General features: G+C 52.3%; 21 protein-coding genes. 12 read left to right on the forward strand and 9 right to left on the reverse strand.

The annotated features are described in order from the left end of the window. Window positions 1-415 precede the first annotated feature (415 nt). Window positions 416-1,210 (reverse strand): winged helix-turn-helix domain-containing protein, encoded by a 795-nt coding sequence (locus E1162_RS02015; RefSeq protein ID WP_155126095.1) that lies wholly within the window; start codon window positions 1,208-1,210, stop codon window positions 416-418. Window positions 1,211-1,495: 285 nt separating this feature from the next. On the opposite strand from E1162_RS02015, the gene E1162_RS02020 reads away from it, so the two are divergent. From E1162_RS02020 to E1162_RS02040, 5 genes are all read left to right on the forward strand, one after another. Next, window positions 1,496-2,611 carry a cytochrome-c peroxidase gene (locus E1162_RS02020; RefSeq protein WP_155126097.1) on the forward strand — a complete coding sequence of 372 codons (1,116 nt, stop codon included), beginning with the start codon at window positions 1,496-1,498 and terminating at the stop codon, window positions 2,609-2,611. Window positions 2,612-2,623: 12 nt separating this feature from the next. Next, window positions 2,624-3,826, forward strand: coding sequence for a cytochrome-c peroxidase (locus tag E1162_RS02025; protein WP_257098585.1), 1,203 nt, complete (start codon window positions 2,624-2,626; stop codon window positions 3,824-3,826). A 9-nt stretch (window positions 3,827-3,835) separates the two neighbouring features. Then, on the forward strand, window positions 3,836-4,405 hold the full coding sequence (locus E1162_RS02030) for an arsenate reductase (azurin) small subunit (protein ID WP_155126099.1): 570 nt from the start codon (window positions 3,836-3,838) through the stop codon (window positions 4,403-4,405). Between the two features lie 13 nt (window positions 4,406-4,418). After that, on the forward strand, window positions 4,419-7,100 hold the full coding sequence (locus E1162_RS02035) for an arsenate reductase (azurin) large subunit (RefSeq protein WP_155126101.1): 2,682 nt from the start codon (window positions 4,419-4,421) through the stop codon (window positions 7,098-7,100). A gap of 150 nt (window positions 7,101-7,250) precedes the next feature. Beyond that, window positions 7,251-9,485 (forward strand): HEAT repeat domain-containing protein, encoded by a 2,235-nt coding sequence (locus tag E1162_RS02040; protein WP_155126103.1) that lies wholly within the window; start codon window positions 7,251-7,253, stop codon window positions 9,483-9,485. Window positions 9,486-9,651: 166 nt separating this feature from the next. On the opposite strand, the gene E1162_RS02045 is transcribed toward E1162_RS02040, so the two are convergent. Beyond that, window positions 9,652-10,722, reverse strand: coding sequence for a zinc ABC transporter substrate-binding protein (locus E1162_RS02045; RefSeq protein ID WP_371311763.1), 1,071 nt, complete (start codon window positions 10,720-10,722; stop codon window positions 9,652-9,654). A gap of 212 nt (window positions 10,723-10,934) precedes the next feature. Here E1162_RS02045 and E1162_RS02050 point away from each other — a divergent pair, with 212 nt between their 5' ends. Together E1162_RS02050 and E1162_RS02055 are read left to right on the forward strand one after the other, a co-directional pair. Next, window positions 10,935-11,276, forward strand: a complete 342-nt coding sequence (locus E1162_RS02050) for a PAS domain-containing protein (RefSeq protein ID WP_257098586.1) — start codon at window positions 10,935-10,937, stop codon at window positions 11,274-11,276. 101 nt (window positions 11,277-11,377) lie between these two features. Continuing rightward, window positions 11,378-12,211 carry an aldo/keto reductase gene (locus E1162_RS02055; protein ID WP_155126105.1) on the forward strand — a complete coding sequence of 278 codons (834 nt, stop codon included), beginning with the start codon at window positions 11,378-11,380 and terminating at the stop codon, window positions 12,209-12,211. Between the two features lie 53 nt (window positions 12,212-12,264). Here the strand turns inward: E1162_RS02055 and blaOXA are convergent, their stop codons facing one another. Continuing rightward, on the reverse strand, window positions 12,265-13,071 hold the full coding sequence (gene blaOXA, locus E1162_RS02060) for a class D beta-lactamase (protein WP_155126107.1): 807 nt from the start codon (window positions 13,069-13,071) through the stop codon (window positions 12,265-12,267). A gap of 404 nt (window positions 13,072-13,475) precedes the next feature. Between blaOXA and E1162_RS02065 the strand changes: the two genes are divergently transcribed. Then, window positions 13,476-14,429 (forward strand): TAXI family TRAP transporter solute-binding subunit, encoded by a 954-nt coding sequence (locus tag E1162_RS02065; RefSeq protein WP_155126109.1) that lies wholly within the window; start codon window positions 13,476-13,478, stop codon window positions 14,427-14,429. An 83-nt stretch (window positions 14,430-14,512) separates the two neighbouring features. Further along, window positions 14,513-16,270: a TRAP transporter permease gene (locus E1162_RS02070; protein WP_371311764.1), complete on the forward strand. Its 1,758-nt coding sequence runs from the start codon at window positions 14,513-14,515 to the stop codon at window positions 16,268-16,270. 178 nt (window positions 16,271-16,448) lie between these two features. Here the strand turns inward: E1162_RS02070 and E1162_RS02075 are convergent, their stop codons facing one another. Continuing rightward, on the reverse strand, window positions 16,449-17,549 hold the full coding sequence (locus tag E1162_RS02075; protein WP_155126111.1) for a mandelate racemase/muconate lactonizing enzyme family protein: 1,101 nt from the start codon (window positions 17,547-17,549) through the stop codon (window positions 16,449-16,451). A 184-nt stretch (window positions 17,550-17,733) separates the two neighbouring features. On the opposite strand from E1162_RS02075, the gene E1162_RS02080 reads away from it, so the two are divergent. After that, window positions 17,734-18,441: an FCD domain-containing protein gene (locus E1162_RS02080; RefSeq protein ID WP_155126113.1), complete on the forward strand. Its 708-nt coding sequence runs from the start codon at window positions 17,734-17,736 to the stop codon at window positions 18,439-18,441. A 41-nt stretch (window positions 18,442-18,482) separates the two neighbouring features. Here the strand turns inward: E1162_RS02080 and E1162_RS02085 are convergent, their stop codons facing one another. Together E1162_RS02085 and E1162_RS19420 are read right to left on the reverse strand one after the other, a co-directional pair. Further along, on the reverse strand, window positions 18,483-19,424 hold the full coding sequence (locus E1162_RS02085; protein ID WP_155126115.1) for a 2-hydroxyacid dehydrogenase: 942 nt from the start codon (window positions 19,422-19,424) through the stop codon (window positions 18,483-18,485). Between the two features lie 165 nt (window positions 19,425-19,589). Beyond that, window positions 19,590-19,718 carry a hypothetical protein gene (locus tag E1162_RS19420; protein ID WP_257098587.1) on the reverse strand — a complete coding sequence of 43 codons (129 nt, stop codon included), beginning with the start codon at window positions 19,716-19,718 and terminating at the stop codon, window positions 19,590-19,592. A 278-nt stretch (window positions 19,719-19,996) separates the two neighbouring features. On the opposite strand from E1162_RS19420, the gene E1162_RS02090 reads away from it, so the two are divergent. Next, window positions 19,997-20,725, forward strand: a complete 729-nt coding sequence (locus E1162_RS02090; protein ID WP_155126117.1) for a FadR/GntR family transcriptional regulator — start codon at window positions 19,997-19,999, stop codon at window positions 20,723-20,725. A 38-nt stretch (window positions 20,726-20,763) separates the two neighbouring features. On the opposite strand, the gene E1162_RS02095 is transcribed toward E1162_RS02090, so the two are convergent. From E1162_RS02095 to E1162_RS02105, 3 genes are all read right to left on the reverse strand, one after another. Beyond that, the gene (locus tag E1162_RS02095; protein ID WP_155126119.1) at window positions 20,764-22,290 is read right to left on the reverse strand and encodes an amidase family protein; all 1,527 of its coding nucleotides are present in this window, start codon (window positions 22,288-22,290) and stop codon (window positions 20,764-20,766) included. Between the two features lie 168 nt (window positions 22,291-22,458). Then, the gene (locus E1162_RS02100; RefSeq protein ID WP_155126121.1) at window positions 22,459-23,394 is read right to left on the reverse strand and encodes a sugar kinase; all 936 of its coding nucleotides are present in this window, start codon (window positions 23,392-23,394) and stop codon (window positions 22,459-22,461) included. Between the two features lie 20 nt (window positions 23,395-23,414). Next, window positions 23,415-24,245 (reverse strand): GntR family transcriptional regulator, encoded by an 831-nt coding sequence (locus tag E1162_RS02105; RefSeq protein ID WP_371311765.1) that lies wholly within the window; start codon window positions 24,243-24,245, stop codon window positions 23,415-23,417. A 492-nt stretch (window positions 24,246-24,737) separates the two neighbouring features. Between E1162_RS02105 and E1162_RS02110 the strand changes: the two genes are divergently transcribed. Continuing rightward, a complete protein-coding gene (locus E1162_RS02110; protein ID WP_155126125.1) occupies window positions 24,738-25,757 on the forward strand; it encodes a zinc-binding alcohol dehydrogenase family protein in 1,020 nt (339 codons plus the stop codon).

Below are 25,757 nucleotides of genomic sequence, written 5' to 3' on the forward strand. Positions count from 1 at the left end.
TAGGAGCCCCAATAATCATCGGCTGTTCCTCTTCGCTGAACGCATGCCACGTTTGTTGGTGTGGCTTTGCGTCGGCTTTGCTCCTGTGGCTAATTCAATAGGCATTAGGAAAAGGCAGGATAGCGCATCCGTATTCTGTTCCCGTCGCCAACTTATAGGCGTGACCGCTCCCGAAATTTAATAGCCTAAATTGAGAGTGGATCTACCGCGGGTATGTAAATGGATCCCACGGCGTTGTGGAAAGGTCAAGAACTGGTATGGTAGGTAGCTAGTTTATCACAGAAATGATTATTGTCGACAAAAAGCGATGATGATTTTTGATGCTAAATACCTAGGTAAATTGATGTTTCTGTAAGTTTACTTAGGAAGTGAGTCGCGCTGGTATAGAAAGTGGGCAGGCCTCTACTAGTCCACCTTAGAAGCTGATTGCCACTGGCTCATGTTTGGTTTTGATTTCGGTGCGTGCGTGATGATGACCGTTGTTCGACGGACGGGTAACATTGGCGATAAAACAGTAACCGATACCATGGATGGTTTTGATGTAGATCGGCATGGCTGGATCTGGCTCGATCTTTTTACGCAAGCGCATGATGTGAACGTCGATTGTTCTGTCGCCGGGATAGGCTTCACGCCCACGAATGTCATCAAGAAGCTGGGCGCGGTTCAGCACCGTATTAGGGCGGCGGGTGAGCACTTGTAGCAACTCAAATTCTGATGTGGTCAGACTCAGCTTTTTACCTGTCTTTGCAGAGCGCAGTGTTCTGTCCTGCAGGTTCATGATCCAATCACCAAATTGCAGCAGCGGTGCTTCTTCCTCAAGCTGGCGAAGGGCTAGAGCCTCCACTTTGCAGCGGCGCAGGATTGTTTTGATGCGGGCGAGTAGCTCCCGTGTTTCAAACGGTTTGCTCATATAATCGTCCGCGCCCAGTTCCAAACCTATAACTCGGTCATAGGCATCATCGCGTTCGCTGAGAACAATAATCGGCAGATTGGAAGAAGCACGAACGGTTCTGATAATTTCAAAACCGTCGCGGTCAGGTAGGTTGACCTCAAGGATGCACAGATCGACATCCATACAGGTCAGAACCGTATCCATCTGCTCGGCGCTTGCAACGCTAATTACCTTAAAGGATTGCTTTTCGAGGTATCGGGTCAAAGTCGCAGTGAGTTGCGCGTCGCTATCCACTATCAGAATTCGATCCCGTGTCATTAATGCCCCCGATTCTTCCCCAGAGTACTCTTTGCTCCGCAAGTTTTACGTGAGAGTACATATGTCAGGATAAGCGCATATTATGCCGATACGTTCTTTGACGTATATCAAGAGGTCGCCGCCTAAATATTAAGCAAACACCCCGTTTGTTACAGGTCTTTACAAAAACAAACCAATTTTTACTGCTTCAGGATTTGGCGAAACCTGAGCGTTACAAGCCGCTTCTACCGTTGAGTTGTTGAGCATGACTGGGATGAAACCAGTCAGGACCAAAGGAAGAACTCAATGGCTAGCAAGTTGAATTTGCGGCTAAAAATGGTTGCCGGTGTTGCGGTTGCGGCGTTGATGGGGGTTACATTCCCTCTTGATTCAGTAGCAGGCGAACCGGGACCAATTTCGCCGATTGAAGTTGATGCCGCCAAGGCTGCGCTCGGTAAGCGCCTGTTTTTTGACCCACGCCTCTCCGGTGATGTTTCCATGTCTTGTGCAAGCTGTCACCAGCCGGAATTGGGCTTTACTGACGGGCAGGCACTTTCTGACGCTTACACCGGTTCGCTCGGGTTTAGAAACACACCGACCCTCATCAATACAGCCCTGCGTGATGCATGGTTTCATGATGGACGCATCGGTACGAACCTGAACGACGTAACCCGCGAATCCATCACCGAGACCTATCTCATGAATATGGATATGCGTTTGATGCAGGAGCGCATCAAGCAGGATCCTGTTTATGTGGAGATGTTCAAGGCTGCTGGATATGGCGAGCCTTCCAATGGCAGCGTTCGTAAAGCTATTCCGGAATATCTAAAGACGTTGACCTCCCGCGGGTCCGCCTTCGATACCGGCACCATGAGCGCTAGCGCTCAGGCGGGATACGAGCTGTTCACCGGTAAGGCTGGCTGCGCTGCGTGTCACAGTGGTGAGCGCTTCACCGATGATCTGGCGCATGTCACAGGCGTACCGACAAATCCGGAAATCTTTGCAGATCCTGAGCGTCATATGACCTTTGTGACCTTTGCAAAGTTCATGGGTATCGAAAACTACATGAACCTGCGTGAGGACGTGGGCGCCTATATCGTCGAGCACCCTGAAGATCGTTCTACCGTCGGCTCTTTCATGACGCCGACTCTGCGCGAGCTGACCTACACAGCGCCTTACATGCATAACGGCATGTTTGAAACGCTAGGTGATGTGGTCGCGTTTTACAACGCAGGTGGTGGGGATGCTGCCAACAAGGATCCAAGACTTCAGCCTTTAGGCTTGAGTGAAAGCGAACAAAGCAACCTTGTTGCATTCCTTGAAGCGCTTTCTGGCGATCCGCTAACCGGCCCTGAATTCGTAGCCGAAGAAATCGATACTGATTATCCGGCGATCGAAAACTGGCGCGAAACATTGAATTAAGGGAGGCAGACCATGACAATGTTCGTGACCAAACACCTTGGTCTTCTGGCCTCTGCAACAGCGATCGTTACCCTTGCTCTTGGGGGAGTGATTGTTCCTGCTGCTGCGCAAAGCGAACGCCAGATTGAATCGCTAATTTCGGGCGGTGACCCTGACCCTGATGCGCCTTTGGCCGCGCTGGGTGAACCTCCGATTCCGGCAGACAATCCGCAAACACCGGAGAAAATCGAACTGGGTAAGATGCTCTTTTTCGATGGCCGGTTAAGCGGCAATGGCACAATGCCTTGTTCTGTATGTCACAGCCCGTACGTTGGCTGGGACGTGGAAGACAAGATCTCTTTTGGGTATCCGGGCACGGTTCACTGGCGTAACAGCCAGACCATCGTGAACTCCGCTTACTATGGAAAGCTGTTCTGGGCTGGCTCTTCTTCTTCTCTTGAGAAACAAGCCAAGTCCGCTGCAACAGGCGCGGTTGCTGGAAATGGCGAAAGCGACATGATGGAAGCGCGCCTTGCGTTCATTCCTGAATATCGCGAGCGTTTCAATGATGTGTTCGGTGATGAGTGGCCGCGTATCAGCAATGCCTGGAAAGCGATTGCAGCTTTCGAGCGGACCATCGTTCAGACAGACACCCCGTTTGATAGTTATCTGCGTGGTGATGACAACGCTCTGGATGCAAGCCAGAAGCGCGGTCTGGAATTGTTCCGCGGTAAGGCTGGCTGCATGGAATGCCATAACGGCCCGTTGCTTTCCGATGAGAAGTACTACAACACCGGCGTTCCGCCTCTGGATGAGTGGGATGACGACGGGTTGAGGCAGGTCACCTTCCGCTACGAGCTTTATGCAAAAGGCTCTACCGAGGAAATGTACCGCAAAACCAAGGATGATCCGGGCTTCTATTTCCGGTCCAAGGAAAAGGCCGATAAGGGCAAGTTCCGCACGCCATCCTTGCGCTACACCGCCTATACCGAGCCGTATATGCACAACGGTATGCTGGCGACACTGGAAGATGTGGTCGAGTTTTATAACCAAGGCGGCGGAACCAACGAGTTCGCTGAAAACAAGACCAAGCTGCTTAAACCTCTGGGCCTGAGTGAAGAGGAAAAAGCCGATCTGGTGAACTTCATTAAATCCCTGTCCGGCGACGAGATTCTGATCGATGAACCCGAGTTGCCAGAATATGCACCGCTGCCAACAGCAGCCAATGTGGAATAGGGGGCTAGCATGGCTGAACATTCCAAAAAAGCATGCAGTTGCAAAGGCAAAGCCAAGAAGAACTGCACCATTAACCGTCGTCAGTTTCTGTTTGCGTCCGGCGCCACGGCTTTCACCGTAATGGTGACTGTCAGAAGCGGCAAAGGGCATGCTGAGCAGGTTCCGGCTCTGGTCTCGACCTATCCTCGTAAGCACATCGGTAAGCTATCCGAAATGCATCAGGATGTTCCGGTTGAGTTCAGCTATCCGGACGAGGGCGATTACTCCACCTCTATTCTGGTGAAGACCGGTGTCGAGTGTGGGGGCGGCGTTGGCCAGCAACGCGACCTTGTGGCCTTTAACATGACGTGTACCCATCAGGGCGGCGACATGTACGAAAGCTACAAGCCGGAACACAAGGTTCTGGGGCCGTGTCCGCTTCACCTCTCGACCTATGACCTGACCCGTCACGGCATTCTTGTTTCCGGTCAGGCTTACCAGTCCCTTCCGCAGGTTCTGCTGGAGCTGGACGGCGACGATATCTACGCCGTCGGCATGTTTGGCCTCATCTATGGCCGCTACGATAATTTAGCATCTTAAAGGAGCGCTGCTTATGGCTACTCCCTACTATGTTCCAGAGACAAATGTTCCACTTCCTCCAAAAGGGGCGGATGTTATCTCGACAGCTTGCGACTATTGCGTCGTAGCATGCGGTTACAAAGTGTACCGCTGGCCGGTGACTGCAAAGTCCGGCGGTCCGACTGCCGATAGCAATGCCTTTGATGAGGACTTCCCTGTTGCACCACTCGGTGCTTGGGTTGCGCCAAACCAGCACAATATCGTTCTGCATAAGAACAAGCCGCACCACGTGGTGATTGTGCCGGACAAGGACGCAGAGCATGTAAACACCGATGGCGACAGCTCCCTTCGTGGCGGCTGTATTGCGCAAAAGTGTTACAATCCGCAGACCCCGACCCGCGACCGCCTGAAAACACCGCTTATGCGGATTTACGGCACGCTTATGCCGGTTCCTTGGGATCTGGCGCTAGAAGTTGCTGCTGAAGTTGGCAAGCATGTCATCAAGAAGCACGGCACCAACGCCTATGGTGTGAAGACGTTCTCTTACCAGTACATCGAGAACACTTACGCGATCTCCAAGTACGCTCTGCGCCACATCAATACGGCCAACTTCACGTTTCATGATACGCCGTCTGATGTGACCTCCACGCCGGGCTTCCGTGATGCTGGTTTCGACAATTTCGGTCCTGCCTATGAGGACTGGATGAATGCTGAAACCCTGCTGGTTTGCGGTACCGATCCATATGAGACCAAGACCATTCTCTATACCCAGTGGATGATGAAGGGTATGCAGAACGGCCAGAAAGAGATCTATCTCATTCCGCGTCGCTCTGCCGGTGTTGCATATGCCGAGAAGATGGGTGGTCTGCACATCGACATTACTCCGGGCACCGACCTTCTGGTGGTCAACGCAATTGCCCGCGTTATCGTCGAGAACGGCTGGGAAGATTCCGACTGGATCCAGAAATGGGTCAACAACAAGTGGGAAAGCTCTTCCGGCTTTGGTCAGGGTACCCGCAACACGCCATGGCAGTGGCGTACCACTTGGGGCAAGTTCCAGACCGCTGGGTTTGAGGACTGGAAGAAGTGGTTGCTGGCTCAGGATGAGTTTATTCCTGAAAACGCTGCGGCAGTTGCCGAGATCGATGTTCAAAAGATCTACACAGCTGCCGAGTGGATGGCTAAACCTCGTGAAGATGGAACCCGTCCTAAGACGTCTATCATGATCGAGAAGGGCTTCTACTGGTCCAACAATACCGGCAACACCCAAGCGATTTCTGCTCTTGGTATCATCACAGGCTGTGGTGGCCGTCCGGGTCAGGTTATTGGGCGCGCCGGTGGTCACCAGCGTGGCGGCGTTAAGGGTGGTAGCTACCCGCGTAACAAGTCTCCGGAAAAGCTGCCGGGTCGTCGTCGCCGGGCTATGGATACCGACCGTTATCTCATTGCAGGGCATACACGTTTTGCCCACGTGATCGGGACAACGTGGATTCAGGCCATGTGCGGTAGTCAGCAGCTGGCAGACAAGTTCGAAGAACTGACCGTTCAGAACCCGCATCAGATCCGCTCTTTCGACAAGGCAGAGATTATCGAAACCTTGAAGAAGCGTGCTGACAGTGGCGGCATGGTTGTCATCAACCAAGACATTTATCTGCAAGACCCGATTGGTAATCGCTACGCAGATATCGTCTTCCCAGCCGCAACTTGGGGTGAAGAGGACTTCCTTCGGGCGAACGGCGAGCGCCGTGTCCGTCTCTATCAGAAGTTCTATGATGCTCCAGGTGCTGCAAAGCCGGATTGGTGGATCATTGCCAACCTTGCAAAGCGTATGGGCTTTGATGGCTTCGATTGGGAAAATTCCAACGAGGTTGCGGAAGAAGCAGTTCGCTTTACCCGTGGCAGCCGCAAGGACTTCTTTGTTTTAAAGAAGCTGGCCCATGATGAAGGCAAGACCTTGCACCAGAAGGTCGCGGAGTTTGGTACTTCGGGTATCCAGTGCCCTGCAATGCTGGCAGATGATGGCAAGACCATTATCGAGACCAAGCGCTTGCATGACACTACCCGCAAGCTGCCGGAAACCGGTGCCGCTGGCATCAATATGATCAATAAGAAGCTCACGCACTTCAACTCCCAAACGGGTAAGTGCAACATCCAGAAGTCTCCGTGGAACCTGTTCTCGGACTACTGGGAGTGGCTCAAACCTGCCAAGGATGAAGGCGAGCTGTGGTGTACTTCCGGTCGTATTAACGAGCGTTGGCAATCTGGTTTTGATGATCGTCGCCGTCCGTACATCGTTCAGCGCTGGCCTGAGAACTGGGTGGAAATCCATCCGGATGATGCTGAGGCCCGCGGTATCGAGAGCGGTGACTATGTGATGATCTACTCCGAGCGCGTGCCGGGTCACAAGCACACCATCCTTGGTGTCGAGGCTGATGACTTCCAGTTCTCCAAGCTCATGGAAAACGGCCATATCGAGCTAACCAAAGCTGCGATTACGGCGGTGGCCATGGTCACACCTGCGATCAAGAAGAGCGTTCTTTACATGGACTTCCTGCATATGCAGCAGCCAGCGAACGCTTTGGAAGGCCGCGTGGTGGACTGGATCAGCGGCAACTACAACTACAAGATGGGCGTTGCAAAGATCAAAAAGCTTGGCCCGTCTCCTTACAAAACCTCTTTCAGAACAATGTCTTTTGCTCCGCGCGATATTGTTTGATTGATGGCTGCAAGAATGGGGTTGGCTGGTTGCCATGTTTGCCAATCCCTGACCGGGTAACCGGTCTTACCGGTGAAGGTCCCTTTGTTTGGGGGAGGGACCTTCACCCCCCAATCCTTTCCCAATTCCCCCACAACATGGCAGATTTCTATGAGTGATACAGTAACCCGGGGCCTCCAAGAGGCTGAAGACGTTCTGGTAACCCACGCAACTAGCGAATTTGACGTGTTGCGGCTCAAGGCCATCCAAGGTCTGGGCGCTCTTAAGGCAAGCTCTCAACTCTCCGTTTTTATTGAGGCTTTGAAGGATGAGGACGAGGATGTCCGCGTCGATGCGGCCACCGCCCTTGGTGCGCTTGGCCTGCAAGATGCGATTGTGCCTCTTCTTGAGAACCTTCAGTTTGACCCTTGCGCGGATGTAAAGCTGGCTTGCGCCAAGTCTTTGACCGAGTTGGAGGCTGCTGAGGCGAAACCGCTGTTTAGAGAACTAGCGGTTGGGCGCGGTGAGAGCATCCAGTGGGATGACGGGGAATACTATCAGGACGACTGGGACGGTTGGCTGGACATTCAGATCGAGGCGATCCGAGGTCTTGGGCACTTGCGCGATGTGGAGGCTATTCCACTTCTCATGCAGGCGCTTGATGATCCAGAGGCGCAGAACCTAGACGCCGCCGTTTGTGAAGCGCTGGGACACATTGGAGCAGCAGCACTTGGCGCGCTTGGGCAGATTGCTGAATCCTCCGCCCGCATTCGTAGACACAACGCTTATCTCTTTATTTCCCGCATTCGCGGAAACCACTCCAACCTGCTGATGAAGCGGGCGATGAATGATGATGATCCTGCAATCCGTCAGCTTGCCTTTGAAACTATGGTGGAGCGCAAGCCAGATATCCGCCTCTATGAAAAGGCGATTTCAGACGAGAGTCCAAGGGTTCGAGCTGCTGTTTTCAAGCTGTTAAAGCTGGAAGAATGGCAGTTGATGAACATCGTAATGAAGGATCCAAGTCCTGTTGTTCAGCTTGCTCTTATTAGCCGCTTTGATCGCAAAACCCTGATCGACAACAAGCAGGATGTTAGCTTTCGCTTGCTGGACCTTTTGATGGAAGCAGAAGACGGCGAAGTAAGAGCGCAAGCCTTTGGTACTCTAGTTGCCAGAGCACCAAACCTCATGAAAAGCCAGCTTGAGACATTGTTTGCCGAAGAAAACGGTCATGATCCTGATGTGGAGCGCAGACAGTGGGCGGCTGTTGATGGTCTTGCCGTTTCTAGCGACGAGATCGCGACTGACTGGCTTCAGGTTGCTTGCCATAGCTCTAGCCGCTCAGTTCGGCTGAAGGCATTGGCAGCTCTGGGCGGAGTTCTTGGTGATGAGGACCTTAATCCGATCAAACGGCTAGCGGCTTTAGAAGTGCTTTTGGAACTGTGCGGCGCTGATGTCGATGAAGCCTTTGATGAGCCGGAAAAACAAGCGGGCGATGAAGCTCATCCGCTTGACCAGCGAGACGCGCTAAAAGCTGCTGGTCTTGATATTGGTGATGCACCATTGGATGAGGCAACCGGACCGACTTCCAGTCTAGGCGCCATTCTTGGACATGACGAAACCGCTGATGATCTCTTGAAGGAGGCAGAGGATGAGGAAGCGTCAGTTCTGCTAACGCCGTCCGAGCAAGCCCTTCTTTCCCGAGCTACGCGCAACATATCCCGCCGCAAGATCGATCTGGATGGGGATGAGGATAAGCTTAGCGAGGAGACGAGGATAACCGCTATCCATCTTCTGGGTGAGCAAGCAGGCGTTCAAAAGGTGCTTTGCGAGCTGTGTCTTGATGATGCTTGGGAAATCAAGATCGCAGCGCTTTCAGCTTTGGTGAACAACGTAGAGCGCTATGGAGCTGACAACAAAGCCGAAAACCTGAGTTCGGTGCTGCTTCAAGCGCTGCATTCTGCCAACGCTCAGGTACGGCTTTTTGGTCTTCGGCTTGTGGCAAAGCTGGATGGGCAAGCGCAAAGCTTTACCGATAGCATTGTGGCGCTGCTGGGGGATAGCGAAGCGTTTGTTCGGGCAGAAGCGATGATTGCCGCCAGCTCCTTGGACATGGATAGCGCTTTGGTGGTTGAGAAGCTGCAAGATGCTTCTCCGCTTGTTCGCCAGCGGGCAATGGCGCTTTTGAGCCAGATTGACCCATTGCTGTCTGCCGAAAAGCTGTTCGGGTTCCTGCTTGAAAATCCGGAGCAGTCTGTGAAGGCTTATTTGGATAGTGAAGGACGTACGCGGGAGATTCTAGGCTCGGCGCTGTGTAACACATTGCGGGACAGAGAGCATAAAGATGCATGGCCCGTCGCGCTTTCCGCTTTGTCTGGCCTTTATGCCCAAGGCGTGCCTGCTTAGGTCCGTTGGAAACATAATAGGCGGGCCGGTGGCCCGCCTGATTGCCGCAATCTATTGAAATCAAATATACTTTGGACGGGCATGCTGCGCGCGCATGCCCGTTTTGTTTTTCGTTTCTGTTCTCGAAGCGCTTTTGGTCGCTCAGTGAGAGCCAGATGTCCGCGTTTTATTTCAGGCACTGCGAGAACGATGTTGCCATGTTCTGCAGCAGCTGCTCGTAAAGCGCAGGCCCTTCTTCAAGCTCGGCCCCGATTGGATCGATGATGCCAATCTTTGTGTCTGTGCCCGAAGCAACAAGATCGATATAGCGGGACTGGAATTGCGGCTCTGCGAAAATGCAGCTCGCGCCGGATTCTTTCAGCTTCTTTTGAATAGCGGCGATACGCTTTGCGCCAGGCTGAACTTCCGGGTTCAGTGTAATCGCACCGCTTGCAGGTACGTCGAACCGGTTTTCGAAATACTGATAGCCGTCATGGAATACAAAGTACGGCTTTGCCTCAAACGGGGCTAGTTCTGCATCAATAGAGGCTTCCAGTTTGGATAGACGCTCCAACGTTGCTTCTGCATTCTTGCTGTAGGTTTCAGCGTTTTGCGGATCTTCTTCGGAAAGAGTTTTAGCAACGGTTTTAACGATGGCTGCTGCGTTTTGCGGATCTAGCCAGATATGCCCGTCTACGCCTTCGTGCTTGTGGTGGCCGTGATCGTCATCATGGGTATGGGCGTGGTGTTCTTCGTCGTGGTCGTCATGATGCTCATGACCTTCGTGCTCATGCCCATGGTGCGCTTCATGATCGTGATGTTCGTCATGGTCATGGCTCTCGTGATCGGCATGCTCTTCGTGTTCACCGCCGTGAGCGCTGTGATCATGGGCTTCGAAATTCTCGTCTTCTCGAAGGTTGAGCACTTGCAGGCCGGGAGCTTGCATCAACTCTACAACGCGTGCATCGGCACCGACTGTTTGCAGAGGCTTTGCCAGAAACGTCTCCAGTTCAGGTCCAACCCAGAAAATCACTTCCGCACCTTGGATTACCGCCGCTTGCGAAGGCTTCAGGCTCTGCGCGTGAGGGGAACCGGCTGCCTTCAAAATAAGTTCAGGCTCGCCCACACCTTGCATGACCGATGCAACAAGCGAGTGGATTGGCTTGATGGAGGTTACGACATCGATCTGGGCGTAGGCAGATGTGGAGGCAAGCAGGGTGGCGGCTACCGCGGCGGTGCGGGTCATTCTGGTTAACACGGGGACCTCTTTGGTGGACTGATTCTGTTATAATATAACATAACAACTGTTAGCCGTGGTGAGGGGGCTCTGTCAATCTCTCCAACACCCAGATTGAGTCAATAATCTGAAAATAAAGCAATTTGCATTTGAATGGATGGATTTATTCTCTGTCCGCGCTTTGGCCATATCCTTGCTGTGCCTAAGAAAAACAGCTGCGAAGGAGGCCACCTATGACACCCGCAGATCTTTTGTTGATGGACCAGATGCCGTTCTTCTTTTGGGTGAAAAGCTCGGATGGCGTTTATATCTGGGCGAACAAAGCGTTGCACGATATGGCCGGAGAGGCGGTTGTTGGCAAAACAGACCATCAGCTGCCATGGGCGGAGAACGCCGATAAGCTGGTTGAGCACGACAACAAGGTTCTGAAAGAGGGCGCTATGGCGACGATGACGGAGTTTGTAAAGCAAACGCCGCGCGGTCCGCTTCGCCTGCATGTTTGCAAGTTCCCTTTGGAGTATGGCGGTGAGGTTTGTACCGCTGGCGTATCGTTCACCATCAATGATGCCGACTAGGCAAATCCCAGCAGGTGTATTTGCTGGTTCGCTCTTGCCCTAATTGTAGACGAAACGTTTTCGCGCCTATGTTTTGCGATTGCATGAAGGGAGGCTCTTTTATGAAAACGGTGGCGTTACCGTTAGGAGACAGCGTTCCAGCGCTTGGAATGGGAACTTGGTACGTTGGTGATGATCCGGCCAAACGGTCCGAGGAAATCGTCGTTCTGCGTGATGGCGTGGAATGTGGGCTGAGAGTAATTGATACAGCGGAAATGTACGGCGATGGTCGGTCCGAGGAGCTTGTGGGAGAAGCGATCGCACCAATTCGTGATGAAGTTTTCGTTGTTTCTAAGGTTTATCCGTTCAACGCTGGGCGTCAAAAAGCGATACAAGCGTGTGAGCGTAGTTTGAAGCGCTTGGGTACGGATCGGATTGATTTGTATCTGCTACACTGGCGCGGTTCTGTGCCGTTCGCTGAAACAATCGAGACATTTGAGCTGCTGAAAGAACAAGGGAAAATCGGCAGTTGGGGTGTTAGTAATCTCGATATCTTCGACATGCGCGAGCTTACCGCGTGTTCTGGCGGCAATCATGTAGCGGTCAATCAAATCCTCTATAACCTGACCCGCCGCGGACCGGAGTTTGATCTGCTGCCATGGATGGAAAAGCGCGGCATTGCTGCGATGGCTTATTCTCCTATCGAGCAGGCCCGTTTGCTGAATGATCGTAGTTTCGTTCTGCTGGCAAAGCAGTATGGCTACACTCCGGCGCAGTTGGCGCTGGCCTTTGTGCTGGACCGTGATCAAACCCTTGCAATTCCCAAGACATCCAGCCTTGAGCATTTGCGGGAGAACATAAAGGCAGCGGAGATTAAGCTGGAAGGTGAGCTGAAGGCCAAGCTGGAAGCTTTGTTCCCTGCGCCGACCTATGCTGAACCGCTAGAGATGCTCTAGCTTACTGATTTAGAGAGAGGGGCAGCGCTCTAACGCAGCCCCTTTTCAAAACTTTACTTCACGCCGAGTTCGGTGAGGAGTTTATCTGCCAGTTCAGTGCGTAGTGGAAGCTGGTCAGCGTCGTCCATATCCATGTTGAGGGCGAAGGCGTAGGTGTTGTCGCCCTTGGCTACCCAGCCAACGAACCAGCCGATGCCAGGTTCTGATGCTGTACCCCAACCGGTTTTTCCGTGCAGGGTATAGTTATCTGTCTCCTGCAGAACGGTAATGTCTTGGACGGTTTTTTGAACCTCAGGCTTTAGAGGCAGCTTTGTTTGGGAGAGCTTGCCAAGGAAAAGCGCCTGTTCATTGGCGCTGACTTCAAGCGGACCATCAAGCCAGAAGCGATCGACCTCTGGCCCTGTGTCGGCATTGCCGTAGTTCAGCTCTGCAAGCCAGTGCTGATAAGTTTCCAAGCCGGTCTTTTTGGCCACTTCCTGATAAACAGGCACGTTGGAAACCTGCATGCCGCGACCAATGCCCATCGGCTCGGCCCAAACTTCAAGAAAGACTTCCTGATCGCCAATAGGAACGACCTCGTTCACGTCGGTAACGTTTCCGGTCTCAAGGGCAATCAAGGCATTGGCAATTTTGAAGCTTGAGGCAGGCACAAAACGCTCGGCAGCGCGTTCGCTGTTTACAACGGTCAGCTCGTTCTTGTCGGTGTCCAGCATAGAGAAGGTGCCAACAACGCCCGCTTGGGAGAAAATAGTCTCCAGATCGTTGCGTTCAATAATTGTTGGTTCGCTGGCATGGGCGGCGCCTGAGAAAAGAAGTGATAGCGCGCCCAAAGTAAGCGCTGCGCGAATTGTTGTTTTCATATGTATCTCACAGTTCATTGCGGCTGGCGCTTTTTGCCCTTCTTTACGGCTTAGATGCGGCACTACTGCGACTTTCCAAGGAATAGGTATGGGCTGAGTGAGCGTGTTTTCGCGGCTGTGGACGAAAAGTACTTATGCATAAGTCACTTAAGTCGGGCCTGTGAATATCCTCTTTTGACGGGGGTATTTGGATATTGAGTCGGGATTGTGAAATTACAAATCGGCATAGGTATCGATACGTAATATTTTAACACTTGAATAATTGAAGCAACTAAAATGAGTTAATCTAATGAAATACGACAGAATATTCTATTAATCGCGCTTGAGATCAGCGGCTTTTGGAATATGATCGCGCAAGTTTTTAAGTCTACTGATTACTCAGATCATTCTGTGGGGGATCTAAAATGAAACTTGTCAAAACTACCCTTCTTGCTGCAGCAGCTGTTGCTTTTTCTGCAACTGCATTTGCAGGTGAGCGGGTAACCTATAAAGCGGCAAAGACTTCGACCTCCTATTTCCAGATGGCTGTACAGGTATCAGAGGCAGTTCGCGCAGCGACCAATGGCGAAGTAATTGTGACTGTTGAAGAAAGTCAGGGTTCGGTTCAGAATGTCATGGAAGCTGCAGTGCGTCCTGGCAACTATATGTTTACGACGCCACCTGCCTTGGTCCCTGCTGCACAGAACGGAAAAGGTCCATTCAAAGGCCGCGAAAATCCGCGCTTTGACGAAATCCGCTCCATGTTCCCAATTCCGGGTCTTTCTATGCACTTCGTTGTGCGCTCCGACCGTGACATTAAGAGCTTTGATGACCTGGCCGGTAAGAAGGTCCTGATTGGTAAGGGTACATACGGTGCGCGTGAAGCTGCACGTTATCTCGATCTGTTTGGCGTGAAAGACAAAGTCGAAATCATCGACGTTGAACTTTCCAACGCAGTGCCTGCACTGAAGAACGGCCAGATCGACGCATTCGCGACCTCTTCTTCTTTCCCTGCTCCAAACGTGATGGAAGCGTCTGCTGGTTCCGACGTCAGCTTCCTTTCCTTGAGCGATGAGCAGATTGCACAGACTGGCAGCGCTAAGGCTGTTATTCCGGCAAACACCTATTCCAATCAGGAAGAAGCGATCAACACCACCACTTTGCCTGTGATCGTTTACGCGACCACACAGATGAGCGAAGACACCGCCTACACCATTACAAAAGCTTTCTGGGACCAGAAGGCAGCCATGGCTGAAAACGCTGCATGGTGGGCCGGTATCACCACCGAGGATCTTGGTAACATCAAGACCAAGATGCACCCGGGCGCTCTGAAATATTATGACGAAGTGGGTGTAGAGATCCCTGCCGCGCTTCGTTAATCAGGCTACTTCCTAGCTAAAAAGTTAACCAAAAAGGCCCGGGCAGATGACGCTCGGGCCCTTCTTCTTTTCGGGACTATACCGTGCAAGGAAAAACAAAATACGTCTGGATTGCGCTTGGTGCTGCAACGGTTGTTTTCCACCTGGGCCTGATTTTTTATGGTCTGGTGCCCAACCTCGTCAGCCGTCCAATCCATATGGCGCTTGCGCTGCCATGGACGCTAATACTGCTTGCCCGTAACCGCTTCGAGACTATTACTGGCTACATTCTGACCGCGCTGGGCGTTTTCGCGACCAGCTGGATTGCGCTGAACCACTCCATGTTGGCCGACCAGTACGGCTATCTGCTCAGCACTTTCCAGACCGGCATTGCAATTGTTTTGCTGCTGGTCGTTCTTGAAATGGCGCGTCGCTCTATCGGCTGGCCTTTGCCGCTGGTTGCTTCACTTGCGCTGGTTTATGGCCTTTGGGGCCATTTGCTGCCGGGTGAATTCGGTTACACCTACATTCCGCTGGAAAGTTACCTCGGTACTCTGACAATCGCTGAAGGCGGTATCTGGGGCAGCCTTACCGGTACCTCTGTTGGCGTTGTTGCGATCTTCGTTATCTTTGGCGCTGTGCTGAACTCCGGTGAAGCAGGGCAGGGCTTTATGAATGTGGCAGCCGCCGCTGCTGGCCGTTTGAAAGGCGGCGCGGCTAAGGTATCCATTATTTCGTCCGCTCTGTTTGGCTCTATCTCCGGTTCTGCTTCTGCAAACGTTGCTTCCACCGGCGCGATCACACTGCCTGCGATGACAAAGCTGGGCTATCCGCGTGCGCTTGCTGGCGCGGTTGAAGCGGTTGCTTCTTCCGGTGGCCAGATTATGCCTCCGCTGATGGGGGCTGGCGCGTTCGTAATGGTTGAGCTGACCGGTACGCCGTACACCAGCATTATGACCGCTGCCATTTTGCCAGCGATCCTCTACTTCGTTGCGGTGTGGGTTGGTATCAACGCCTTTGCTCGCCGTTATAACCTGAAGGGCCTCAATGAAGATGCACAGCCAACTATGCGGGCTGTGATCATCACCTCCGGCTTCTTCCTCGTACCGTTCTTTGTGTTGCTGTGGGGCATGTTCTCTGCTGGCTACACACCTCAGTACGCGGCTTGTATCTCCATTCTTGTTGGCGCGGTTTTGCTGTTCTTGGATGCAAACCTCAGCTGGGACATGAAGCGTACGGCGCAGCGTTTTGAAGCTGTAATGCTGGCAGCTGGCCGTCAGGTGTCGATTATCGCGGCTATCATTATCTGTGCGTCGATCATCATCGGTACCCTTGGCATTACCGGCCTTGGCATCAAGATCACTTCGCTGATCCTTGCTGGCTCCGGCGGTATGCTGTGGCCTGCTGTATTGCTAACCGCGCTTGCATGTCTGGTTCTGGGTATGGAAGTGCCGACCACTGCCGCATATGTGATCTGTGTGTCCGTGGCTGGCCCTGCACTTATGAACCTTGGTCTTGAGCCACTTCAGGCACACCTGTTTGTGTTCTGGTTCGCACTGCTTTCCACCATCACACCGCCGGTTTGCGGTGCTGTGTTCATCGCAGCGGGTATGGTGCAGGAAAACTGGCTGAAGGTGGCGATTTTCTCCATGGCGCTTGGCCTTGGTTTGTACCTTGTGCCGCTTGGCCTCATCGCAAACCCTGATCTGATCCGGTTCGAGCATGCGCCGTTTGCAGCAATCTATGCAGCGTTGAAAATCGGTCTGGGTATCAGCCTGATCTCCTACGGCGTTATTGCCCCGCTTAATGCGCTTGTGCGTATTGGCTTGGTGGCAGCAGGTGCGGTGATCATCTTCATCTAGCGCCATTGAGCAGACTAGAGAGACGACAATAAAAAAGGCCGAAGCAAAAGCTTCGGCCTTTTTCTTGGGAGGGACCCTTGATGGGGTCAAGGGCCGTGGAGTAACTCGTGCGCTCTAGGGTTTCTTAAAGACCCTCTATGCGCTTAGCTGAACACTATGGGGAAGTGTGCTCTGCTGCTTATGCTGCGCGGAATTCTGCGAGCTTGTCCCAATCGAACTCAACGCCAACACCTGGGGTGTCCGGTGCTACAGCGCGGAAGTTTTCTACGACGAGCGGACGAGTGGTGTATTCGTCAATCGGGAAGGAGTGCACTTCCAGATAACCAGCGTTTGGCTGAGCGGAAACAAGGCTTACGTGCAGTTCCTGCATGCCGTGGGAGCAGACAGGGATGTTGCCGTTTTCGCGGCTCAGTTCTGCAACGCGCAGCCAGCCGGTAACGCCGCCGCAGTTAGAAGCATCTGGCTGAACGTAGCTGAGCTTGGACTGTTCGAACGCGTATTCGAATTCGTGGATGGTGTGAAGGTTTTCACCCATTGCAACTGGCACGCCGGTTTCTTCGGTGATGCGGGCATAGCCTTTGTAGTTGTCTGGAATGATTGGCTCTTCAAACCACAGAACGTTCAGCTCTTTAAAGCCTTTTGCAGCTTCAATTGCCTGTTCAACGGAAAGGCCGTAGTTCGCGTCCACCATGAAGTCACGGTCTGGGCCGAGCAGTTCACGGATTGCGCGGGCGCGGTCAAGATCTTCTTGCAGGTCAGGGCGGCCAACTTTGATCTTCACAGCGTTGAAGCCGCGATCCAGATAACCCTGACAGTTTTCAATCAGGCGCTCCAGAGGCAGGTTGAGGTCGATGCCGCCGCAGTATGCTTTACAGGTGTTGTCTGCGCCGCCAGCCATTTTCCAAAGAGGTTCACCGCGCTTTTTACCGCGAATATCCCAAAGAGCGATATCACATGCGGAGATAGCGAAGGATGCAATGCCACCACGGCCAACGTAGTGGATGTGAACCTGCATTGCGTCGTAGAGTTTTTCTACTTCGTCGCCGTCTTTGCCGAGCAGCATTGGTGCAAGGTCGTCACGGATCATCGCCAGAACAGCAGTACCGCCCTTACCGCCGGTGTAGGTGTAGCCGGTGCCAACAGAACCGTCTTCCAGAGTGATGTCTACAGTTACCAGCTGGAAGTGGGTGTGAATGCCGTGCATTGCATCGCCCATTGGTTCCTTCAGTGGAACGTTGAACAGCTTTGGCTCTACCTTGATAATCTTCGTCGAGGACATGTCGTACCTTGCTTTTTGACGGTGAAACTCGAATTCAAATCGAAGTTTTGTTGTTTGGTACGACCAAACTTATCTAGTATGGCACTTTGGTCAAGATTTTTTGGTCAATATGAGTATTCAGGCGTAGTTATCTTCGAGTATGGTATGATTAAAAAGGCTATCGGTTTCTGAATTCAGGTTGGTAATGGCAAGCGAGAAAAAAGCGGGTACCCGCGCAGCTGATGCGCTGCAAAAATATCTGGAGGAGCAAATCCTGAGCGGCGCACTGCCGGAAGGGTCTGTTCTGCCGCCAGAGCGGGAACTGATGACGCAGTTTGAAACCAGTCGAACCGTGGTTCGAGAGGCGATTACGTCATTGACCAACCGTGGACTTTTGGAAAATAGGCCGCGTTTTCGTCCTGTGGTGCGCAAGCCGGGGTATGATGCAGCGATGGATGCGCTTGGCGGTATTGCCCGCCATTTGCTGGGCACCAAGCAGGGCGTTTCCAACCTTTATGAGCTGCGCATCTTTATTGAATCAAGCCTTGTGCGGCAGGCAGCTACACATGCAACCCGCGAGCACATCTCCAAGCTGAAGGAAGCCTTGGAGGTGAATCTGGCGGCGATTGATGATCCGGTGGCGTTTGACCAGAGCGACATCGCGTTTCATAGCATCTTCTATGAAATTCCCGAGAACCCTGTGTTTCCTGCTCTTCATCGCACGTTTACCGCTTGGCTCTCACAGCATTGGCTGGAGATGGAACGTACGCCGGAGTTGAACCGCTCCAATTACGAGAAGCACTGCGCGATTTATGAGGCGATTCTGGAAAGAGACCCTGATAGGGCTGAGAAGCTGCTAAAGGCGCACCTCAACTCCTCTTGGGAGGATGTTGAGGGCACCTTCGTTTTTTAATTGCAGCAAGCGGGTTTCCGGCTGGTGGCAGCCGGAACGCTTTAGAATTTTAGTTCGGAGATCAGCTCTTCACCAGCAAGGTGGGCTTGAATGTTGGCAATAACATTGCGGCCCATGTTGATGCGGGTTTCCACCGTCGCGCTTGCAATATGCGGGGTGAGGGTGGTGTGCAGGCTGTCGATAAGCGCCTGTTTGATCTTCGGCTCGCCCATGAATACGTCAAGGGCTGCATGGCCGAGCTTGCGCTCTTCAAGCGCTGTAACAAGGTCGCCTTCGTTGATCACACTGCCTCGGGCAACGTTTATGAGAAGGCCATCTGGTCCAAGAGCTTCCAGAACATCCTTGTTGATCAAGCCTTCGGTGGATTTGCCGCCTGCAGCTGCCACAATAAGGATACGGCTGTCCTTTGCCAGTTCCAGCGCATTGGCGCGAAAGTTCTCTTCCTCGCCTGCTGCCGGAGCAAGGTCGGTGTAAAGGATGTTGGCATCAAACGCGCGCAGGATGTCTGCAATGCGACGGCCAATGCGGCCGTAACCAAAGATGCCGATGTTTTTGCCACGAATGCTGAAGCTGGTGCCCAGTTTGCCTTCCAGCCATTTGCCATCACGAATGAAGCGATCTCCTTCCGCAATGCGGCGGCTTGCGGTTAGCGCAAGAGAGACGGCCATATCGGCAACGGCGTCGGTTAGTACGCCCGGGGTGGTGGTGATTTTGATGCCGCGTGTGCGGGCCTGCTCAAGGTCAATCGCGTCAAAGCCTACGCCGTAAACAGAGATGAGCTTGAGGTTTGGCAGGGAGGCCATCAGAGCACTATTCAGGCCAAGGTCACCCTTTGTCGCCACCGCTGTAATGGATGCGGCGATGTCTGCCGGAATACTCTCCGGTTTGCCAAGCTCCCACCAGCGGTGGACCTTTGCTACGGCTTCTAGTTCACGATTGAGCTCGTCTGGCGCATACGGACTAAGCTGGAGGATATCTGACATTGGATTTTCCCGAGGTGTAATGGGGGCGAGAAGAGTTTGCCCTTACAACCTGTCTCTTATTTTTCCCAGGACAGGTATCGGGAAAGTACCCGTGCGGCTTCTAACTGGCAAATACGGAAAATTGCCCAGTCGGGGCTGCATGTTCATATATCAACTCAGGCGTGTTTACCAAATCCGATCCAGCGTGAACGTGAAAAGGCCGAAGATGATGGCGGCATAGAAAGTGGTAACCAGAATGCTTCTGATGATGTTGCGAGTGTATCCGGGCCTGCGATGAGCTTGTGTTGGAAGCATGATGTCGCTCCTTTTCCAGCTAGCGTATGACAATGGATTCTGGTTATATTTATGATATATCTGTTATCCGCTGTCGGTGATCCGGATCAAAATTTCCCTGTTTCCTGTCGATAATTCTCCGTAAAAGCATTGAATTGTTACTTTTCTCCCAGTTTGCCCTGCGAGATGCGTTTAAGTGCTTATGGACGCTATTTTGTGTTAACCCTATAATAAAACCTAGTAGAAGAATGAGAAGGTAGTGCCAAAATAAAAGCGCTACCCAATAAGAAGAGGTCGCTTTGGCACGTCCGGCAAATCTCTCCAATGCTGTTTATGAGCAGCTGAAAGGTAGCATCGAGTCCGGTGAGTTTCCCCAAGGACTGAAACTACCAACCGAAAGTACATTGTGTGACCGTTTCGGCGTGTCTCGTCCGGTTGTGCGCTCTGTTATGGAGCGTTTGCGTGATGAAGGCGTTATCGAGACTGTGCGTGGCTCTGGCAGCTTTGTGCTTAAGGGTAAGAGCCCGGAAGCTGCTACGGCGAACAGCGACCCTGTTAACGCGTGCAGTCATACAATGATGACCTACAAGTTTCAGGGCATTGGTGACATCATCAAGTGTCAGGAAACGCGCATGGCGTTTGAAGGTGAGATGGCGGCGCTTGCAGCAGAGCGACGCGATCAGGCTGATATCGATGCCATGGAGCAGGCTCTTCGCGAGATTATCGAGAACAACATAAGCGGTACCAGCACTGTTGATGCCGATATGAAGTTCCATGAGACCATTGTGCTGGCGACAAAGAACGATTTTGCTATTGCTCTTTACGAGACCATGCGCCCGCATGTGAAGATCGGCATCAATATGAGCAGCGGCCTATATACCGTGCTGCCGGACTTTGCTGTCCGTCACGGTTTGCAGGAGCACCGCGCGATTCTTGAAGCCATCAAGGCAGGCGATCCTGAGCGTGCCCGCTGGGAAATGAGGAACCATATCGGTTTTTTCGGCGATCAGTTGGGCAAATATAGCTAGACAAACAGGGGAGCGTGTTGCTCCCCTTTTTTAGTTCGTCACACAGGTATGAACTTTGCAGAAAATGGTGCCCACTTGTCTTTCCAAGGGCGAGCCTCTTCCAACTCATAAGCCAATTCATAAAGCATGCGGTCATTGCCCGCTTTTGCTTGGAAGTGAGAACCGATTGGCTGCCCGCTAACGCTTGACCAGAATAGCGGAACAGACATAGCAGGAGCTCCCAAGGCGTTTGCGACAGGAGTAAAACTCATCAGTGCCTGCATTCGCTCCTTTGCGATTTCATAGGCAACGTCATAGGTGTAGTCGCCGATCATCGGTGCTTCATGTGGTACAACTGGGGTCAGGAAAATATCGAACTTTTCATGGAAGGTCAGGTGCTCAGCTGTAAGTTGATGGATGTAGGCCATTCCCTTTTCAGCCGCGTCATCTGGTAGAGTGCTGGCGTAGTTGGCGATGGTCGCAGTAGACTTTGTTAGGAGTCCTGACTGCTCAATAGGTAGGCCGGTCAAGTTCTCTACTAGGTCGGCGAGATACGGAAATTTTTGAACCAATACGGCTTCGTAGGCTCGGTAAAAGTCATGTCCGTTGACAGGGTTGGAAATGATTTCCACGCTGTGGCCGAGCTCTTCACAAAGGGTCGCGGTCTTTTCGATGGCCTCTTTAACTGTCGGATCGGCATCGGTACCGAAGAAGTTTACGGTTGTCATCGCGATACGCAGGCGGTTTTTTGAAGGTCCCTCGACCCAGCCCATCGGCGGAAGGTGTGTTGCTGATGGATCTTCCGTTAATGCGGCCAGCTTTGCATTGTCTCTGACTGTCCGGCTGAGCGCTTGGTGGGTGCGGAAGAAGTCATGTTCTCCAGTACCCTCACCGGGGACCATTCGGCCTCTTGTTGGCTTCATACCAAGAATACCGCAAGCGTGTGGTGGCATGCGGTTAGATCCACCGCCATCTGTCCCATGTACGATTGGGGTGTAACCTGCGGCAACTGCCACAGCACCGCCACCGGTCGAGCCCATCGGGGTGCGTTCCAGCTCCCAAGGGTTACGTGTTGGACCAAATGCCTCGTTATCTGTGATTGCTTGTGCTGCCAGTTCCGGCTGATTGGTTAGACCAAATGGGTTTAGGCCGGCTTTTTCCAGTGCTTTGATATAAGGAGCTGTTGTTGTACCTACCCGTGTTAGGAATAGTTTCGATCCGTCGGTCCGGCGCACCCCTTCAACATCCACCGTGTCTTTGAGTAGTGTAGGTACACCGGCAAAGGGACTGTCTGGGCTGATGGTTGCTGCCCTGTCCATCGCGCGTTCATATAGCCGCGTGGTGAGGGCATTTAATGTCCCATCTAAAGCTTCTACACGGCGGATGGAGGCTTCTAGAAGCTCTTTGGGAGACGCTTGCTTACTCTTTACAAGTTTCGCCAGCCCCAAAGCGTCGTAATCGACGAATTCATCAAGTGCCGTTGGCCTAGAAGGTGATGCGGCCACCACTCCATTCGCTAGTGCTGTTGCGCCGACCGTAGCCGTTGCTACTGTTGCAACAAATTCGCGCCGCGTAAAATTTTTCATACTTGCCCAACCATCATAATCTGCTGAAATATAGAGTCTATTTCGTACTTGATGATGGTAGAGGCGTTGGATTTTGGGCGGTATTGGTATGAGTACTTTAGCCTAAAGGCCAATAAAAAAGGCTCCGGGGTTCCGGAGCCTTTTTCGTTTCAGCAATATGCCAAAAGCTTACTTCACGCCGCGCTCGATCATGAATGCTTCAACGTCCTTACGGTAAGGAATTGGAGCAACAGCGCCGTAACCCTGAACGGTCAGAGCAGCAGCAGCGTTTGCGTATTTCAGGGATTCTGCGAGAGACTTGCCTGCAACGATGTTCGCGAAGAAGGAACCGGAGAAGCAGTCGCCTGCGCCGGTTGCGTCAACTGCTTCAACTGGGTTACCAGCGATGCGTTCACGGCCTTCGCCAGTTGCGTACATTGCGCCTTCTTTGCCCAGCTTCAGGATAACGGTTTTCGCACCGAGGCCGAGGTAGAAGTCACAGATTGCGTCTGGATCGGAGATGCCGGTCAGAACTTCTGCTTCGTCAACGGAAGGCATGATGAAGTCAACGTGACGTGCTACTTCATGGATAACGCCGCGTGCACGATCCAGACCCCAGAGCTTCAGGCGAAGGTTGGTGTCGAAAGAGGTGAGGGTGTTACCTTCCTTCGCGATTTCGATACCCTTGAATACGGAGTCGCAAGAGGTGTCGGAGATTGCGCAGGTGATAGCGGAAGCGTGGAACAGCTTCGCAGCTTTAATAGCTTCTGCAGGCATCTGAACTGGGGTGATCAGGGAAGCAGCAGAGCCTTTACGTGCGAAAGTGAAGTGGTGACCACGTTCATCGTGAGAGATGAAGTAGATGCCGGTTGGAGCAACTGGGTGACGCTCTACCAGATCGGTGATTACGTTTTCGCTTTTCCAGAGTTCAACGAACTTGTCGCCGAATACGTCGGAACCAAGGTGTGCCAGAACAGCAACCTTTGCACCCTGACGAGCAGCTGCACATGCGAAGTTGGAGGTGTCGCCACCAAAACCGCTCAGGTAGTCTGCACCAGCAACCGGAGTCTTAACCTGGCTGAACTCAAAAAGCGGCTCGCCAAAGCTGATGATTTCTGCGGTCATTTAGTATCCTCTTTTTTTCCTTATTCGCTTCGAGCGAAAACAAAACCATCAAAATCCGGGTCTTCAACGTCCGAGGCGTCAAAGAGCGCGGTTTTCACGTTTTCAAGATGCTTCCACACGGCCTGCTTTGTATCTTGCGGTGACCGCCGCATGAGAGCATGTAAAATCTCCAGGTGGTCCAGTTGCCATGCCTTGCGATGAGCTTCCAGATTGGAAATCCGCGCATGCATCTTGTCCCACATAGTGTTCGCCTTACGCATGTCCCACAGGTCGTTTGCTGCTTTGATCAGCATATTATTGTGAGTGCCCTCGGCTATAAGCACATGGAAGCGTTTGTCCAGTTCTTCGTTGAAAGAATCGACTTCTGCCTGTGCGGTAATTTCACGCAGCTCCCGAATCTGCGTAGTGGAAATGTTGCTTGCCGCTAGCTCGGCAATCGCGCTTTCCAAAGTCTGTCGGGCTTGGAGGAGTTCGAACGGGCCAATTGATGAGGGATCAATGCTTGTATGCCCAGCTCTTGGCCCCAGATAGAAAACACCAGACCCTTTCTTTACTTCAACAAGTCCTGTCAGCTCCAACATAATAAGAGCCTCGCGCACGGTGGTGCGGCTAACAGAATAGCGCTCAGACAACTCGCGTTCAGAGGGGATCTTATCACCCGCTCTGCGTGAGCTATCTGCTTGGAGGTCGCTTTCAATCTGTTCAGCGAGCTCTTGATAGAGTCTTTTGGTCTTGGTTTCCAGTATCAACATAATATCGGGTCTAAATATTCCTGCTGGTTGGCTCGTTCTCCAGAATTGGTCCAACAGATCGTTTAATTTGGTTAGGTATCTGGTGGGATATAAAGCCACTTTGTGTCGTTTTTGCGCAATATTGGTCTTATACCTACGTAGTGGCACGCGTTGACCGTTGGTAGAACACGGCATAGCGTGAGGGGGTAAATTCGATCGCTGGTCCAACATCTGGGACGGATATAGTTGACCAGAGGATATAGAGGAATTCGGGAATAATCAGGAAAATCTGCGATTTTTGTCGATGTATATTTTGTCGACAATGTACTTTGTAAATGTACATTTTGTCGACAATATACGCTGAGGAGGCAGGAAATTGTGGCTTCATTCCAACGAAATAGCGTTGGATTCTTGGTCAGATACCCTTTGGTTCTTTGTATTCTCCACCGCTTTTGAGTTTGCTCATCGGCCAAATCGCCGTCAGCCGCGTAAGTGCGATCCTCTAGGCGACGATTTGATTGATGAATTAATATCTAGGTAAAACAATTACTTAGGTGTGACAGGCAAGGGAAATCATCTAGCTATCGATGGTTTTCCAAGTTCGGGTGGAAAATGAAAACACTAATTTGCAACGGGCCAAATGAACTGGCCTATGTTGACCGACCAATGCCTACCCCTGCAGCGGACGAAGTTGTTCTGAAACTTACCGCCGTTGGCATTTGTGGTACGGACATCCACGCCTACACCGGCCACCAGCCATTCTTCAGCTACCCACGCGTTCTCGGTCACGAGATGTGTGGTGTGGTCCAGGAAGTTGGTTCAGAGGTTTCCTGTCTCGCAGTTGGCGAGCGCGTAGCGGTAATGCCTGTGGTATCTTGCGGCGAATGTGCTGCTTGCCGCGTTGGCAAAACCAACTGCTGCGAAAAGGCTTCCCTCTATGGTGTGCACCAGGACGGCGGTTTTGTATTCAGCCTTGCGGTTAAAGCAGTTAACACCATCCGTGTTCCTGAAAGCTTCAGCGATTGTGCAGCGGCTTATGTTGAGCCTTACACAATCTCCGCACACGCTGTGCGCCGCTCTGAAGCAGGTGAAGGCGACAACGTACTCGTAGTAGGCGCTGGCCCGATCGGTATCGGTGTTGCAGCAGTTGCTAAGGCAAAGGGTGCAAACGTTGTTGTTGCTGACGTTCAGGACGAACGTCTGGCTCACATTGAAGACAAGCTGGGTCTCAAAACGTTCAACCCAATGAACGAAACCTATGTTGAAGACCTGAAAGCGTACTTCGGCGGCGAACTGCCATCCATCCTGTTCGATGTGACCGGCAACAAGCGCGCAATGACCAACGCAGTGAACATGATTTGCCAGGGCGGCAAGCTGGTGTTCGTTGGTCTTTACATCGGCGATCTCGAAATCGACGATCCAACCTTCCACCGCAAAGAAACCACTTTGCTTTCCAGCCGCAACTCCACGATCGAAGACTACCAGTTCGTGATCCAGCTGCTGGAAGAAGGCAAACTGCGCGAAGACTTCCTGCACAACGCAACCTTCGACTTCTACACCATTGGTAACACCTACGCAGAAGACGTCGTAGGCAACAAGAAGCTCATCAAGGGCCTCATTACCTTTAACTGA

The organism is Pseudovibrio flavus, from assembly GCF_009711345.1.
In the GTDB taxonomy this organism is placed as follows: Bacteria; Pseudomonadota; Alphaproteobacteria; order Rhizobiales; family Stappiaceae; genus Pseudovibrio; species Pseudovibrio flavus.

Excerpts from the sequence above, each read along its gene's own strand:
- blaOXA (WP_155126107.1), bottom strand. The coding sequence starts at position 13,071 with ATGAAAACAACAATTCGCGCAGCGCTTACTTTGGGCGCGCTATCACTT.
- E1162_RS02075 (WP_155126111.1), bottom strand. The coding sequence starts at position 17,549 with ATGTCCTCGACGAAGATTATCAAGGTAGAGCCAAAGCTGTTCAACGTT.
- E1162_RS02055 (WP_155126105.1), top strand. The coding sequence starts at position 11,378 with ATGAAAACGGTGGCGTTACCGTTAGGAGACAGCGTTCCAGCGCTTGGA.
- E1162_RS02065 (WP_155126109.1), top strand. The coding sequence starts at position 13,476 with ATGAAACTTGTCAAAACTACCCTTCTTGCTGCAGCAGCTGTTGCTTTT.
- E1162_RS02025 (WP_257098585.1), top strand. The coding sequence starts at position 2,624 with ATGACAATGTTCGTGACCAAACACCTTGGTCTTCTGGCCTCTGCAACA.
- E1162_RS02035 (WP_155126101.1), top strand. The coding sequence starts at position 4,419 with ATGGCTACTCCCTACTATGTTCCAGAGACAAATGTTCCACTTCCTCCA.
- E1162_RS02080 (WP_155126113.1), top strand. The coding sequence starts at position 17,734 with ATGGCAAGCGAGAAAAAAGCGGGTACCCGCGCAGCTGATGCGCTGCAA.
- E1162_RS02110 (WP_155126125.1), top strand. The coding sequence starts at position 24,738 with ATGAAAACACTAATTTGCAACGGGCCAAATGAACTGGCCTATGTTGAC.
- E1162_RS02020 (WP_155126097.1), top strand. The coding sequence starts at position 1,496 with ATGGCTAGCAAGTTGAATTTGCGGCTAAAAATGGTTGCCGGTGTTGCG.
- E1162_RS19420 (WP_257098587.1), bottom strand. The coding sequence starts at position 19,718 with ATGCTTCCAACACAAGCTCATCGCAGGCCCGGATACACTCGCAACATC.
- E1162_RS02015 (WP_155126095.1), bottom strand. The coding sequence starts at position 1,210 with ATGACACGGGATCGAATTCTGATAGTGGATAGCGACGCGCAACTCACT.
- E1162_RS02085 (WP_155126115.1), bottom strand. The coding sequence starts at position 19,424 with ATGTCAGATATCCTCCAGCTTAGTCCGTATGCGCCAGACGAGCTCAAT.
- E1162_RS02100 (WP_155126121.1), bottom strand. The coding sequence starts at position 23,394 with ATGACCGCAGAAATCATCAGCTTTGGCGAGCCGCTTTTTGAGTTCAGC.
- E1162_RS02030 (WP_155126099.1), top strand. The coding sequence starts at position 3,836 with ATGGCTGAACATTCCAAAAAAGCATGCAGTTGCAAAGGCAAAGCCAAG.
- E1162_RS02050 (WP_257098586.1), top strand. The coding sequence starts at position 10,935 with ATGACACCCGCAGATCTTTTGTTGATGGACCAGATGCCGTTCTTCTTT.
- E1162_RS02040 (WP_155126103.1), top strand. The coding sequence starts at position 7,251 with ATGAGTGATACAGTAACCCGGGGCCTCCAAGAGGCTGAAGACGTTCTG.
- E1162_RS02095 (WP_155126119.1), bottom strand. The coding sequence starts at position 22,290 with ATGAAAAATTTTACGCGGCGCGAATTTGTTGCAACAGTAGCAACGGCT.